12 protein-coding genes are annotated in these 13,328 nt (G+C 60.4%); 6 read left to right on the forward strand and 6 right to left on the reverse strand.

The genetic code is table 11. From position 1 onward, the window contains the following. Positions 1-19 precede the first annotated feature (19 nt). Complete coding sequence (locus tag Q8X51_RS30325) at positions 20-1,075, forward strand: permease (RefSeq protein ID WP_407694743.1); 1,056 nt, start codon at positions 20-22, stop codon at positions 1,073-1,075. On the opposite strand, the gene mnmH is transcribed toward Q8X51_RS30325, so the two are convergent. From mnmH to Q8X51_RS30345, 4 genes are all read right to left on the reverse strand, one after another. After that, positions 1,065-2,165 carry a tRNA 2-selenouridine(34) synthase MnmH gene (gene mnmH, locus Q8X51_RS30330; RefSeq protein WP_065926956.1) on the reverse strand — a complete coding sequence of 367 codons (1,101 nt, stop codon included), beginning with the start codon at positions 2,163-2,165 and terminating at the stop codon, positions 1,065-1,067. The two genes, Q8X51_RS30325 and mnmH, sit on opposite strands and share 11 nt — an antisense overlap. Continuing rightward, positions 2,165-3,199, reverse strand: a complete 1,035-nt coding sequence (gene selD / locus Q8X51_RS30335; protein WP_065926955.1) for a selenide, water dikinase SelD — start codon at positions 3,197-3,199, stop codon at positions 2,165-2,167. The genes mnmH and selD overlap by 1 nt, the downstream gene beginning before the upstream one ends. 94 nt (positions 3,200-3,293) lie before the next feature. Next, positions 3,294-4,043: a TerC family protein gene (locus Q8X51_RS30340; protein ID WP_065926954.1), complete on the reverse strand. Its 750-nt coding sequence runs from the start codon at positions 4,041-4,043 to the stop codon at positions 3,294-3,296. 29 nt (positions 4,044-4,072) lie between these two features. Continuing rightward, complete coding sequence (locus Q8X51_RS30345; protein ID WP_065926953.1) at positions 4,073-4,324, reverse strand: hypothetical protein; 252 nt, start codon at positions 4,322-4,324, stop codon at positions 4,073-4,075. Positions 4,325-4,458: 134 nt separating this feature from the next. Between Q8X51_RS30345 and nhaR the strand changes: the two genes are divergently transcribed. After that, positions 4,459-5,361 (forward strand): transcriptional activator NhaR, encoded by a 903-nt coding sequence (gene nhaR, locus Q8X51_RS30350; RefSeq protein ID WP_065926952.1) that lies wholly within the window; start codon positions 4,459-4,461, stop codon positions 5,359-5,361. Positions 5,362-5,365: 4 nt separating this feature from the next. On the opposite strand, the gene Q8X51_RS30355 is transcribed toward nhaR, so the two are convergent. After that, the gene (locus tag Q8X51_RS30355; protein WP_065926951.1) at positions 5,366-6,523 is read right to left on the reverse strand and encodes an MFS transporter; all 1,158 of its coding nucleotides are present in this window, start codon (positions 6,521-6,523) and stop codon (positions 5,366-5,368) included. A 232-nt stretch (positions 6,524-6,755) separates the two neighbouring features. On the opposite strand from Q8X51_RS30355, the gene sstT reads away from it, so the two are divergent. The 3 genes from sstT (at position 6,756) to Q8X51_RS30370 (ending at position 11,865) form a co-directional block, all read left to right on the forward strand. Beyond that, positions 6,756-7,976, forward strand: a complete 1,221-nt coding sequence (sstT, locus tag Q8X51_RS30360) for a serine/threonine transporter SstT (RefSeq protein ID WP_065926950.1) — start codon at positions 6,756-6,758, stop codon at positions 7,974-7,976. 167 nt (positions 7,977-8,143) lie between these two features. Further along, entirely contained in the window at positions 8,144-9,877 is a 1,734-nt protein-coding gene (locus Q8X51_RS30365) for a DEAD/DEAH box helicase (RefSeq protein ID WP_407694744.1), read from the forward strand. Then, on the forward strand, positions 9,874-11,865 hold the full coding sequence (locus tag Q8X51_RS30370; RefSeq protein WP_407694745.1) for a 3'-5' exonuclease: 1,992 nt from the start codon (positions 9,874-9,876) through the stop codon (positions 11,863-11,865). The genes Q8X51_RS30365 and Q8X51_RS30370 overlap by 4 nt, the downstream gene beginning before the upstream one ends. 58 nt (positions 11,866-11,923) lie before the next feature. On the opposite strand, the gene Q8X51_RS30375 is transcribed toward Q8X51_RS30370, so the two are convergent. After that, positions 11,924-12,433 (reverse strand): DUF1993 domain-containing protein, encoded by a 510-nt coding sequence (locus Q8X51_RS30375; protein WP_027603156.1) that lies wholly within the window; start codon positions 12,431-12,433, stop codon positions 11,924-11,926. Between the two features lie 205 nt (positions 12,434-12,638). Here Q8X51_RS30375 and Q8X51_RS30380 point away from each other — a divergent pair, with 205 nt between their 5' ends. Beyond that, entirely contained in the window at positions 12,639-13,289 is a 651-nt protein-coding gene (locus Q8X51_RS30380) for a YceH family protein (protein ID WP_065926946.1), read from the forward strand. The last annotated feature ends 39 nt before the right edge of the window (positions 13,290-13,328 follow it).

The raw sequence follows: 13,328 nt of genomic DNA on the forward strand, positions 1-13,328 counted from the left end.
CATTTGCGGACCCTCCCCCATGCCCAACCTCGCCCCCACCCAGCCCGTCCGGGGCTGGTCGTTCTGGTGGAAACCTGCCCTCTTCCTATTGGTGGCCTGCGTCGGCCTCTACTACGTGAAGTGGTCGCCCTACTACTTCAAGGCGTTTGTCGCCGCTGACAACCACAGCATCGGCGCCTCGATCCTCAACGATCAACAAAGCTCGCCATTGGCGGCAGCGCTGGCCTACGCCCAGGTGTATTTCCTGGCGATCTGGAAGGCTGCCGTACTGGCGGTGATCCTCGGCTCGCTGCTGCAAGTGCTGATCCCCCGCGACTGGTTGCTGCGCCTGTTTGGCCGTGCCGGCCTCGGCTCGACCTTGCGCGGCGGGCTGTTCGCCTTGCCGGGGATGATGTGCAGTTGCTGCGCGGCGCCCGTCGCGGCCGGTATGCGCCGCCAGCAGGTGTCGGTGGGCGCGGCATTGGCCTTCTGGATTGCCAACCCGGTGCTGAATCCGGCGACGCTGGTGTTCATGGGTTTTGTACTGGGCTGGGGCTTTACCGCGTTGAGGCTGGTGGCGGGCATTGTGCTGGTGGTGGGTGTGTCACTGGTGGCACAACGCATCGCACGGCCGGACCAGGTGCCGGAAGTTGCCTTGGACGCGGTGGCCGAGGCCAGCCAGGTCGAAGCGCAACCCTTCTTCAGTCGCTGGCTGCGTACCCTGTGGCAGCTGTTCTGGAGCACCATACCGATCTATATCCTGGCGGTGCTGGTGCTCGGTGCCGCACGGGTGTGGCTGTTCCCCCACGTGGACGGCGCCATGGCCAACAGCCTGGTGTGGCTGGTGCCCCTGGCGATTGTCGGCACGCTGTTTGTGATTCCTACAGCGGCAGAGATCCCCATCGTACAAACCATGATGACCCTGGGCATGGGCACCGGCCCGGCCGTGGCCTTGCTGATGACCCTGCCCAGCGTGAGCCTGCCGTCGCTGTTGATGCTGCGCAAGGATTTCGATGCGCGGGTGCTGGTGACGGTGGCCGGGTTGACCATGCTGGTGGGCGTGGTGTGCGGGTTGATCGGCGCGCTTATCCTCTGAGGGCGCGCTCGCGCAGATAGGCCGTGACTGCGCCCTGCTCTCCCGCAAACTCGATGCGTGCGCCTTTGCTTTCACGCTGGAAGGCGTACATCGGGTCGTAATACTCGCGCAACAGCCCTTCAATCCAGGCGCGATGCAGGTCCACGGCGCCGCTGCGCAGCTGTTCCGCCAGAGCATCCTGCATGATCGCCTGCAACCGCTGGAAACGCTCGCCGCCCAGGCGCTTGTGGATATTGGCCAGGCCCTGGGTCAGGCGTTCGGCAAACAACGCCTGCCCCTGCTCACCAAATACCGCGATGAATTCTGCGCAAAGGTCAATCACGTAATCGCGCAGGATGCGCTCGACACGGCCTTCGACGCTGTCTTCCAGCCACACCATCGGAAAGGTCTGCATGCCCTTGTGCAACGGCAACGGCAGCGCGCAGCTGCCGATCATGCGGCTTTCATCCTCGACCACGAACTGCTCGATACCGCCCGCGCGTTTTTTCAGCAGGTCCACCGCCAGGCGGTTTTCGAAGTCAATAGTGGAGGGTTGCGCCGTGGCGCGTTTGCCGAAGCTGGAACCGCGGTGGTTGGCATGGCCCTCCAGGTCCAGGGCGTTACGCAACTGGCCCAGCACCTCGGTCTTGCCGGTGCCGGTCATACCGCCCAGCAACACGAAATCACAGTGGGCGGCCGCCTGGTCAAGGGTATCCAGCAGGAAGGTCCGCATGGCCTTGTAGCCACCCCCGACCCGGGGGTACTCGATGCCGGCTTCGGTCTTCAACCATTGCTGCACGATCTGCGAGCGCAGCCCGCCACGGAAGCAATACAAGAAACCGTCAGGATTGGCCTGGGCAAACCGTGCCCATTGTTCGATGCGTTCAGCCTTGATCGCCCCCGACACCAGCTCATGCCCCAGCACAATCGCGGCTTGCTGGCCCTGCTGCTTGTAGCAGGTGCCGACGCGTTGACGCTCGTCATCGGTCATCAACGGCAGGTTGATCACGCCGGGGAACGCGCCCTTGGCGAATTCGACCGGTGCACGGGTGTCCATCATCGGCCGGTCGTTGAGGAAAATGTCGCGGTAATCGGTGATGTCAGTTGCCATCAAACCACCTCTACCGCGTGGGTCTGTCGCTCAACCAGTTCGCCGATGGGCTCAAGGTTCAGGCCCAGCTCGGCGGCGACCGCATGGAATTCTGCGTCGCCTTCAGGCGCGACCGCGATCAGCAGGCCACCGCTGGTCTGCGGGTCGCACAGCACGCGTTTGTGCAATTCCTGCAGACGCCCGACCTTGCTCGAGTAGCTGTCGAAGTTGCGCAAGGTGCCACCCGGCATGCAGCCCTGGTCCAGGTAGTCCTCGATCCCGGGCAGACGTGGGACTTTGTCGTATTCGATACGTGCGGTCACAGCGCTGCCGTCCGCCATCTCCACCAAATGGCCCAACAGACCGAAACCGGTGACATCCGTCATTGCCGTCACACCGGCCAGCTTGCCGAAACGGCTGCCGGGTTTGTTGAGGGTGCACATCCAGTCACGGGCCAGGCCGATATCCGCCTCACGCAACTTGCCCTTCTTTTCGGCGGTGGTGAGGATGCCGATGCCCAACGGTTTGGTCAGATACAGACGGCAGCCCACGGTGGCGGTGTCGTTGCGCTTCATATGGCGCTTTTGCACGATGCCGGTGACGGCCAGGCCGAAGATCGGCTCGGGCGCGTCAATGGAGTGCCCGCCCGCCAACGGGATGCCGGCTTCGTCGCACACCGAGCGGCCGCCACGGATCACTTCACGGGCGATCTCCGGCGCCAGCACGTTCACCGGCCAGCCAAGAATGGCGATGGCCATCAACGGGTCGCCGCCCATGGCGTAGATGTCACTGATGGCATTGGTGGCGGCGATGCGGCCGAAATCGAAGGGATCATCGACAATCGGCATGAAAAAGTCAGTGGTGGAGACCACGCCACGCTCATCGTCGATGGCGTACACCGCCGCGTCGTCGCGGGAGGTGTTGCCCACCCACAGGTTGGGGTCAAGGTTCTGCGCGCCGCTGCCAGCCAGGATCACTTCCAGCACCTGGGGCGAAATCTTGCAGCCACAACCCGCGCCGTGGCTGTACTGGGTAAGGCGAATCGGCTCGTTCATGGTGGACCTCAAGCTATCAAGTGGGCGGATTCTAACAGACAGCAAAAGGCCGGCTGGGCTCTTGTGAGCACCGCCGGCCTTTGGGGTTGCAGCGTTACTGCCGGGCAGCGAGCAGACGCTTGTGACGGTTGCGCCGAGCGATGTTCAGGCACTCGATGGCCGCCGAGAAGGCCATGGCCGCGTAGACGTAGCCTTTAGGCACATGGGCGCCGAAGCCTTCGGCGATCAGCGTCATGCCGATCATGATCAGGAAGCCCAGGGCCAGCATCACCACGGTCGGGTTGTCGTTGATGAACTTGGCCAACGGCTCGGCCGCCACCAGCATCACGATCACCGAGGTCACCACGGCGATGATCATGATCGGCAAGTGCTCGGTCATGCCCACGGCGGTAATGATGCTGTCGATGGAGAACACCAGGTCAAGCAACAGGATCTGCCCGATGGCTGCGGCAAAGCCGATGGCCACGACATTGCCGGTGCTGGTCTTCTCTTCGGGCTCAGGGTCCATGCTGTGATGGATCTCGGTGGTGGCCTTCCAGACCAGGAACAGGCCACCGGCGATCAGGATCATGTCCTTCCATGAGAACGCCTGGCCGAGCACTTCGAACACCGGCGTAGTCAATTGCACGATAAACGCAATGGTGCTCAACAGGCCCAGGCGCAACACCAGCGCCATGCTGATACCGATGCGTCGCGCCTTGGCCCGATGTTTCTCCGGCAATTTGTTGGTGAGGATCGAGATAAAGATCAGGTTATCGATGCCCAGCACGATTTCCATCACGATCAAGGTGGCCAGGGCAATCCAGGCGGTAGGGCTGGCGGCCAGTTGTAAAAGGTAATCCATAGGTCAGTCCTGACGTTGTGCTGGGGAGATTAGGTTTCTTTGGTGTTCGATTCAGACTCGTTTTCTTCCTGATCGTCCTTTTTTTGTGGATTGATCAGGCCATTTGTCGCTTCACTCAACGCCTGCTCGGCAGCTTTCTGGGTGTCATCGATGGCTTGCTTGGCCGACTCGGTGGCTTTGCCCATGACCTGTTGCGCGCTTTTTTCGACCTGATCGCAACCGCTGATCATCACCAATGAAAGCGCAAGCAACGATGCCGCGCTCAGGAAATTGAGTTTCATCATGTTTTCCTCGTTAGAACCATTGGGTCCAAATAGTGGCCCCGCGATAGCGAGGCATTCTATGCAGGCAAACAGTTCAGGAAAATTCGTATTTTCCTCGCGTATACTTCGGTTTTTACGAAGCGACGATCATCATGCTCAATTACCGACAGTTGCATTACTTCTGGGTAGTGGCCAAGACTGGCAGCATCGTGCGCGCCTGCGAGCAACTGAACCTCACGCCACAGACCATCAGCGGGCAGATCAGCCTGCTGGAGCAAACCTACGGGATTGCGCTGTTTCAGCGGGTAGGCCGCCAGCTTGAACTCACCGAAGCCGGGCGCCAGGCCCTGCCCTATGCCGAACAGATGTTCCAGACCGGCAATGAACTGGAGGCGATGCTGCGCGCGCAGCCCGATGAGCAACAGATCCTGTTTCGGGTCGGGGTGGCGGATGTGGTGCCCAAGTCCATCGTGTACCGACTGATCGCGCCGACCATGGAATTGAGCGAGCCCCTGCGCATTACCTGCCGTGAAGACAAACTCGAGCGTTTATTGGCCGACCTGGCGATCCAGCGCCTGGACCTGGTGATCTCCGACAGCCCCATGCCCTCGCACCTGGATATCAAGGGCTACAGCCAGAAACTGGGGGAATGTGGCATCAGTTTTTTCGCCACCCAGGCATTGGCTGACAGGTACGCCGGTGACTTCCCACAGTGCCTGCACGGCGCGCCCCTGTTGATTCCCGGCGCGGAAACCGTAGTACGCAGCCGTTTGCAGCGCTGGTTTGCCGAGCAGCAGATCCTGCCCAGGATCATCGGCGAGTTCGATGACAGCGCCTTGATGCAGGCCTTTGGCCAATCCGGCAGCGGGATCTTTATCGCGCCCAGCGTGATCGCCGATGAGGTGGTGCGCCAGTACGGGGTGGCGTTGATTGGCCAGACCGATGCCGTCACCGAATCGTTCTACGCGATCTCGGTGGAACGCAAGGTCAAGCACCCCGGCATCGTGGCGATAACCGAAGGTGCACGGCGAGAGTTGTTTACCGCCCTGCCCTGAGCGTTCAGGCGTTGGACGCGGCCGCTGGCCTGGCGGTCATCAGCCACAGCGCCAGCAGGATCGACACCAGGATAAACCCGGAAGCGGCAAAACCCAGGCTGCCGAGGCCGAGGGTGTCGATCACATGCCCGCCGACCATGGCCCCCAGGCCAATGCCCAGGTTGGCCCCGGCGATATTCAACGACGCCGCAAACGCCGGCGCATGGGGTGCGGCCTTCATCAACCGCACATGGCTGACCAGGAACAGCGCCGCCTGGGTCACGCCCCACACCGCCATCGCCGCCGCCAGGCCGACCGTGGAGTGGATCGCCGGTACCAGCGCGACCATGCCGGCGATCATGAAACCGCAGAACACCATCGAGGCAATCAGCGGGTGACGGTCCACCGCACGCCCGCCCAGGGAGTTGCCGATCAGCCCCACTGCGCCAAAGCCCATCAGGCACCAGCCCACCAGCGTGCCGTCGAAACCGGCCAGGCGCTCAAGGATGTCCGCCAGGTAGGTGTACGCCGTGAACATGCCGCTGAACACCAGGACCGACAACAGGATATGACCTTGCATCAACGGGTTGCGCAGGATCTTGAACTGCGAGCGCAACGACACCTGGTCGTTCTTCGGCTGGGTCACCGGCAGGTAGATAAACAGCAGCAAGGCCTTGGCCAGCGCGACCACGGCGAGGATCGCAAACGCGGCGCGCCAGCCGAACATATCGGAAATCAACGTGCCCACCGGGATACCGAACACCGTGGCGCAGACGATGCCGAAGCCGATCTTCTCGATGGCGCGCCCGGCGTATTCGGGGCCGACGATATCCACCGCGGTTTCACTGGCCAGGGCCCAGAACACCGGCAGGCCCAGGGCCGGGATCAAGCGCGCCAACGCCATCACCCAGATATTCGGCGCCAATGCGGCCACGGTATTGGCCACGCCGAACAGGAGCAGGATGCTGATAAACAGACGCTTGCGGGGGAAACGGGCGCAGTACGCGGTCAGAAACGGACCAAAGGCCGCCACGGTAAAGGCAAACAAGGTCACCAGCAGGCCGGCCTGGGACACGCTGACGTTGAGGTCCCGGGCGATGGACGGCAACAGGCCGACGATAACGAATTCTGTGGTCAGCACGGTAAAACCGGCGGCCGACAGCAGCAGGATGGGAAACAGCATGAAAACTCCAGAAACGACGACATCAACGACAGCCCGAAGGGCCCGCTGACGGAGAGGAAAGGTGAGAGGGGAGAATCTTAACAGAGTATGTCCGGCTTTTGCGAAGCCCCGGTGACCCAATGCCGCAGCGGCCGGGACAGGTCCAGCGGCATGCTAGACTTCGCGCCCTGCTTCCTACAGCCCTTTCCGCCTGCATTGCTGCGCCCTTAAAAAAACTAGAGACAACCTTTATATGACTGCTGCCCCTTCCCTTTTCCAACGCCTGGCCCGCATCAGCCTGGTCACGCAAATCGTCATCGGCTTGATCGCCGGTATCCTGCTGGCCCTGCTCTTGCCGGAGGCGGCCAAGGCCGCCGGGTTTATCGGCAAGGTATTTGTTGCCGCGCTCAAGGCCGTGGCGCCGATCCTGGTGTTTGTGCTGGTGATGGCGTCGATCGCCAACCATAAACACGGCCAGGAAACCCATATCAAGCCGATCCTGTTCCTGTACCTGCTGGGCACCTTTGCCGCCGCCGTGGTGGCGGTGATTGCCAGCATGTGGTTTCCCTCATCGCTGGTGCTCGCCACCCATGACGCCACCGTGAGCGCTCCCGGCGGCATCGGCGAGGTCTTGCAAAGCCTGCTGTTGAGCGTGGTGGACAACCCCATCAGCGCGCTGATGAACGCCAACTTCATCGGCATCCTGGCCTGGGCCATCGGCATGGGCATTGCCATTCGCCATGCCGGCGAGACCACCCGCACGGTGCTCGACGACCTGTCCAACGGCGTGACCCTGATCGTGCGCGTGGTGATCCGCTTCGCCCCGCTGGGTATCTTCGGCCTGGTGGCTTCGACACTCGCCACTTCGGGCTTCGGCGCCCTGCTCGGCTACGCCCACCTGCTGGTGGTACTGATCGGTTGCATGCTGTTCGTGGCACTGGTGGTCAACCCGGCCATCGTGTTCTGGAAACTGCGCCGCAACCCGTTCCCGCTGGTGCTGATGTGCCTGCGCGAAAGCGGCATCACCGCGTTTTTTACCCGCAGTTCGGCGGCGAATATCCCGGTGAACCTGGCCTTGAGCAAACGCCTGGGCCTGCATGAAGACACCTACTCGGTGTCGATTCCACTGGGTGCCACGATCAACATGGCTGGCGCTGCGATCACCATCACCGTGTTGACCCTGGCGGCCGTGCACACCCTCGGCATTGCCGTGGACCTGCCGACTGCCGTGCTGCTCAGCGTGGTCGCGGCGATCTGTGCCTGCGGTGCGTCGGGTGTGGCCGGCGGCTCGCTGCTGCTGATTCCCCTGGCATGCAGCCTGTTCGGTATCCCCAGCGAAATCGCCATGCAGGTGGTGGCCGTAGGCTTCATCATCGGCGTGTTGCAGGATTCGGCGGAAACCGCGCTCAATTCGTCCACCGATGTGCTGTTTACCGCGGCCGCGTGCCTGGGCAAGGAAGAGCAGTCGGTTTAAAACAGCCAGCGTAAGCAAGCCCGGCGCCGTTCTTCAATGAAGAACGGCGCCGGGCTTTTTTGTATGGGCTGGTCGGGTTTTCCGTGCCACGTGCTGGCTCGCAACCACGACAAACATTATGTAACACTGCCAACAGATGCCTCGGTCGATAAGGATTGTTCACCGCCATGCTCGGACAGCACCCCCTGATTCAAAAACTGTACGACTTCGTATACGCCGAACAGGCCGCCAATTGGCAAAAACTTCAAGAGGTATGGGAACGTCCCTTGAAGGACAAGTTGCTGCAGGGCTGGACACAGGGCTTCGTTCGACTCGAACGTGGCGATACAGCCAAATTACTGTGGGCCTACCTCGACGACAACGAATCGCGCTTTCGTGCAGGTGACTTGCTGCGTCTGCATCTGGGCGATGCCCAAGGCCCGCTGCTATGCCAGGCCATGAAGTTCGAAAAGGAAGAGGATGATCGCTGGCTTCTCAGTTCGGATCAGGCAATGCTCATTTGGGAGAGCTATCAGGAAGGTGTTTGCTACGCGGACCCTGATGGCATGGACCTGACGCCGAAATATCTTCAAACCTTGCAGGATATTGAGAGCGACATACACGGTAACAACGCGATTCTTCCTTTGCTCGGCGATGCTCCCAATATCGGCTTCCATGACGCGGACCTCGAATACGCCGAGCAGATCGCGCTCAAAGAGGGCTGCAACCAGAAACAAGCCGAGGCCGTGGGTTTTGCCTTCGGTGCTGAACAGGTCGCCTGCATTCAAGGTCCACCCGGTACCGGCAAGACCAGAGCCCTTGCCCTGATCGCTCAGTTGCTGGTCGAGCGCGGCGAACGGGTGTTCATCACTTCGCATACACACATGGCCATCAACAACGCTCTGAGTAAGATTGCTGCGCGCGATGTGCCGACCGTCAAGGTCGGTGGCCGCCGGGAAGACCTCGACAAACACGTGGATTGGGCAGCCGAACCGGCCAGATGGGAAGGGATGCCAGAGGCAGGTCAAGGTTATGTGATTGGCGCAACGCCTTTTGCAACGTGTTCCTCGTTGTCCCATTACAATTTCGACACGGTGATCTTCGACGAGGCCAGTCAGATCACCGTACCTCTCGCCCTGATGGCGATGCGCAAGGGCAAACGCTTTATTTTCATCGGCGACCAGAAACAACTTCCCCCCGTACTGCTTTCTCGCTCGGTTCTGTCAAAAGAATCCATGTCTGTGTTCGCCCGCCTGACGGCTCAGGATGCCGATCACACGGTAATGCTCGAAGAAACCTACCGGATGAATCGCTGGCTGACCCAGTGGCCCAGCCAAATGTATTACGGCGGGCGATTACGCGCCGCCGGGCGAAACAAGGACCGTCTCCTGTCGCCCATTCATCAGGCAGATGTCAGCGAAGCGCTTGATCCGCAAACCTGCGCGGTGTTCATCCCGACGCAGGACGCAAAAGCGCGGAACCGCAACCCAGCAGACGCCAGGTGCGTCGTCCAGTTGTGCCGGCAAGCGAACGACATGGGGCTGCCACTCCATGAAATCGGCATCGTGACGCCCTACCGTGCTCAGGGTCGAGCCATTCGCAAGGCGCTGGCCAAACAGTTCGGCAGCGAGGCCGCCAGTACAATCGTCGCGGATACTGTCGAGCGTATGCAGGGTCAGGAGCGGGAGTTGGTGATCCTGTCCCTGTGCAGTGGCGACGAAGCGTTTATCAGTGCAATCGGGACATTTTTCTTTCAGCCTGAGCGCCTGAACGTTTCCATCACACGCGCGATGACCAAGCTGATCATCATCGGGCCGGAGCTGCAGCACGGGATCATCTGTTCCAGCGAAACAGCACAGGCCTGGGCTGAGCAATACCGCCAGTTGATCAGCCAATGCCATAAGGTAAATGTCCCACTATGACTCTTTTCATACCCGAATGGCAGCGCAGCAGCGGCTCCCAGCAACAGTGCAAGCGGGTACTCAAGAAGCTTGAGGATGACTACGTCGTCCGCAAATGCCTGACCCAAGACAGTTGGGCACCGGATTTTTTCCTACAGCGCGGTGAGCTTGAGTGGCTGGCGCTGATGGTGTGCGAGTTGCCGTACGATACGCTGGACCCGGACCAGCTGTTTTTGACCGCAGAGCAGACAGCATTCAGCCAGATGCTGGAGAAACTGGGAACATTCGAAACCCAGGCCGGTATCCCGGCCATGCGCAAGATGGTGGTGATGTGGGGCTGCGACTCCGAGCAAAGTAAAATCCTCTGGTCAAGGCATTGCGAAGGTCGGGGAATCTGGCTGATGTCGAAGAAGACGTTCCTTGAGTCCGGTGCAGAACAACTGCCCAAGCTGCTCAAGGCACTGTCTTCGGAAACCCGGCAGACCCTTATGGGCCGTTACTTTTCCGAGGCCGAAATAGCCGGGCTCCGCTCAACACGCCGTCAGTTTTCGCGCGACAACAGTGCCCGCACGCTGCGCTACTTTCTGGACCCTCAGCAAGAGTGGGCCAGCAAGCTCGACCTGGACCTTCCGGATGAGCAAACGGAAATGGCGGGGGATTTTTCCGTGCGGCTGATCAATGGTGTAGCGGGCAGCGGCAAAACGCTTATTGCTGCCAGTCGCGCCTATATCCTGGCCAGGAAATTCCCTGACCAGCAGGTTCTCATGCTGATTCACAACGTTCCTGTCGTGAAAGATCTGAAACACCGCCTGCAGCGCGTCTATGGGGAAATCCCCAAGAACCTCACCATCATGACGGCGCTGGGCTGGATCTCAAGGCAATGGAGGGCGCTGTTTAAAGAAACACTGAAGATGCCTAAGTTCACTACCGAAGCCATAGGCCTTATTCAGCATTTTCGCGACACGGAATACCGGGAACTGAAACCGGACAATAACCAGTTGCTTGATGAGTTCAACTTTATAAACGACAACGTCGTCATCGACGAGCCTGATTATCTCAAGGCAGAACGGAAAGGCCAGGGCTTTGCGCTGCGCAAAGAGGAGCGACAACAGATCTGGGCGCTGTACGAACGGGTGACCAAAGCCCTGTTCAATCAGCATGGGCTGCGTTTATGGAGCTCGCTCCCCCGTGATCTGTGCCTGGCCAATCGCCCAGACACGCTGGAAGCCTATCAGCACATTCTGGTGGACGAGGCGCAGTTCTTCGCACCGTCGTGGTTCCAACTGATCAAACTCACCCTGGAAAAAACCGAGGGAACGCTGTTTTTATGCGCTGATCCGAATCAGGGCTTTCTGAAGAGCCGCCTTAGCTGGAAACGAGTCGGCCTGGATGTGGCGGGCAAGACCAAAAAGCTGCGCAAATCGTATCGCACCACCCAGGCCATACTAAGCGCTGCCAGCCAGATGTTGGCCGATATTACACAGACCGATCCGGACGAGTATCTGCAACCAGACTTCGACGGTATGGAAGCAGGTACACCGCCGCTGTTTGTTCTGTCGCCCTCTCCACAGGATGCCGTTGTCCAGGCCTGCAATGAAATTGGAGCGCATCGGAACAGCTATGAATTACCGTTGTCGGCGATGTTGCTGCTGTATGGCAAGGGCATAGACAAAGCGCTGTTAATGAAAACCCTGAAGAAGAGTTTCGGCACCGAGCGAATCTGGGACATGAATGATCCAGACGTCGTACCCGGTCATGATGAAACGCTGCGAATCGCGACAGTTGAAAGTGCAACCGGACTGGAAGCCAACGTAGTGTTTCTGGTTGGGCTGGAAAAATTGCTCAGGATTATCGAGCAGAAGGTTGGCATCACGGCCGACGAGCTGGAACAGAATGCTCGCAAGCTGTATATGGCGATGACTCGCGCAGGCCAACGGCTTGTGCTGATCTCGTCTACCCCGCTGCCGGAGAAAATTGCGGGGGTGTTTGTCCACACGGGGATGGAATAAAAAACGCCCAGGGCCATTCGGCAAAGAACAGCTCCGGGCGTTTTTCCGATGCCTGGGCTTAGAAAGCGCCCATGTAGTCACGCTTGCCCACTTCCACACCGTTGTGACGCAACAAGGCGTACGCGGTGGTGACGTGGAAGAAGAACTGCGGCAGGCCGTAGGTCAGCAGGTAGGACTGGCCGCTGAAGCGCTTCTCTTTCGGCGTACCTGGGCGGGTGATGATCTCGATGCCTTCCTTGCCGTCGACTTGCTCGGGCTTGATGGTGTCGACAAACGCCAGCACCTTGGCGATCAGCGCTTGCAGGTCGGCGAAGGTGACTTCGGTGTCTTCGTATTTCGGCACTTCGATCTCAGCCAGGCGTGCGGAAACACCCTTGGCGAAGTCGACGGCGATCTGCACCTGACGCACCAGTTGGAACATGTCCGGGAACAGCCGCGCTTGCAGCAAGGCGTTGGGTTCGATGTTCCTGGCGGTGGCGTGGGCTTCGGCTTTGTTCAGCACATCGCTCAGGGCGCTGAGCATTTGCTTGAAGACCGGGATGGAGGCGGCGTACAGGGAAATAGTCATGGCAGTCTCATGGGTAGTGGCAGGGTTGGAACCAGCGGCGATTATAGACACGCCAGGCGCTTGTCTTTTATTTTTTCCGGCTTACGCTAGGCGGGGGCGTTCTCAATTAGTTTCCTCGCCGCGCTGGGCCTGGCCCGCTTTAAGGCGACAACGCGGCGGGGAAACTAATTGAGAACGCCCCCATTCACTGCATAGGGAAAGCGCGATGACCGCCGAGCACGACACCGACACCCCTGAGCCGCGCCTGAACAGCACGGAAATTCGCGTCCTGGGTTGCCTGATCGAAAAACAGGCGACCAACCCGGAAACCTATCCCCTGACCCTCAACGCCCTGGTCCTGGCCTGCAACCAGAAGACCAGCCGCGAGCCGGTGATGAACCTGAGCCAGGGCCAGGTTGGCCAGAGTCTGCGTGCGTTGGAAGGCCAAGGCTTCACGCGCCTGGTGATGGGCAGCCGTGCCGACCGCTGGGAGCATCGCGTGGACAAGGCGCTGGAACTGGTACCGGCCCAGGTGATCCTGACCGGGCTGCTGTTCTTGCGTGGGCCGCAGACGGTCAACGAACTACTGACCCGCAGCGGGCGCATGCATGACTTCGAGGATGCCGAGCAGGTGGTGCACCAGTTGGAGCGCCTGATTGCCCGCGGGCTGGCGCTGCTGGTGCCGCGCCAGGCGGGGCAGCGGGAAGATCGCTATACCCATGCGCTGGGGGATCCGGCGGACATCGAGGTGATTATCGCGGCGCGGGGAAGCCCGGTGGAGCGCTCTGCCGGCGCAGTCTCGCTGGATCGTATCGAAGAGCTTGAAGCACGAATTGCAGCTCTGGAGGAGCGGCTGGCGCAGCTGGAACAGGCCTGACACGGTCAAACATGTGGGAGGGGCTTGCCCCCTCCCACA

Origin of the sequence: Pseudomonas sp. Yb2C2 (genome assembly GCF_052112325.1) — a bacterium.
Classification (GTDB): domain Bacteria; phylum Pseudomonadota; class Gammaproteobacteria; order Pseudomonadales; family Pseudomonadaceae; genus Aquipseudomonas; species Aquipseudomonas marginalis.

Coding starts and splice junctions, on each gene's coding strand:
- Q8X51_RS30325 (WP_407694743.1), top strand. CDS start 20: ATGCCCAACCTCGCCCCCACCCAGCCCGTCCGGGGCTGGTCGTTCTGG.
- mnmH (WP_065926956.1), bottom strand. CDS start 2,165: ATGGCAACTGACATCACCGATTACCGCGACATTTTCCTCAACGACCGG.
- selD (WP_065926955.1), bottom strand. CDS start 3,199: ATGAACGAGCCGATTCGCCTTACCCAGTACAGCCACGGCGCGGGTTGT.
- Q8X51_RS30340 (WP_065926954.1), bottom strand. CDS start 4,043: ATGGATTACCTTTTACAACTGGCCGCCAGCCCTACCGCCTGGATTGCC.
- Q8X51_RS30345 (WP_065926953.1), bottom strand. CDS start 4,324: ATGAAACTCAATTTCCTGAGCGCGGCATCGTTGCTTGCGCTTTCATTG.
- nhaR (WP_065926952.1), top strand. CDS start 4,459: ATGCTCAATTACCGACAGTTGCATTACTTCTGGGTAGTGGCCAAGACT.
- Q8X51_RS30355 (WP_065926951.1), bottom strand. CDS start 6,523: ATGCTGTTTCCCATCCTGCTGCTGTCGGCCGCCGGTTTTACCGTGCTG.
- sstT (WP_065926950.1), top strand. CDS start 6,756: ATGACTGCTGCCCCTTCCCTTTTCCAACGCCTGGCCCGCATCAGCCTG.
- Q8X51_RS30365 (WP_407694744.1), top strand. CDS start 8,144: ATGCTCGGACAGCACCCCCTGATTCAAAAACTGTACGACTTCGTATAC.
- Q8X51_RS30370 (WP_407694745.1), top strand. CDS start 9,874: ATGACTCTTTTCATACCCGAATGGCAGCGCAGCAGCGGCTCCCAGCAA.
- Q8X51_RS30375 (WP_027603156.1), bottom strand. CDS start 12,433: ATGACTATTTCCCTGTACGCCGCCTCCATCCCGGTCTTCAAGCAAATG.
- Q8X51_RS30380 (WP_065926946.1), top strand. CDS start 12,639: ATGACCGCCGAGCACGACACCGACACCCCTGAGCCGCGCCTGAACAGC.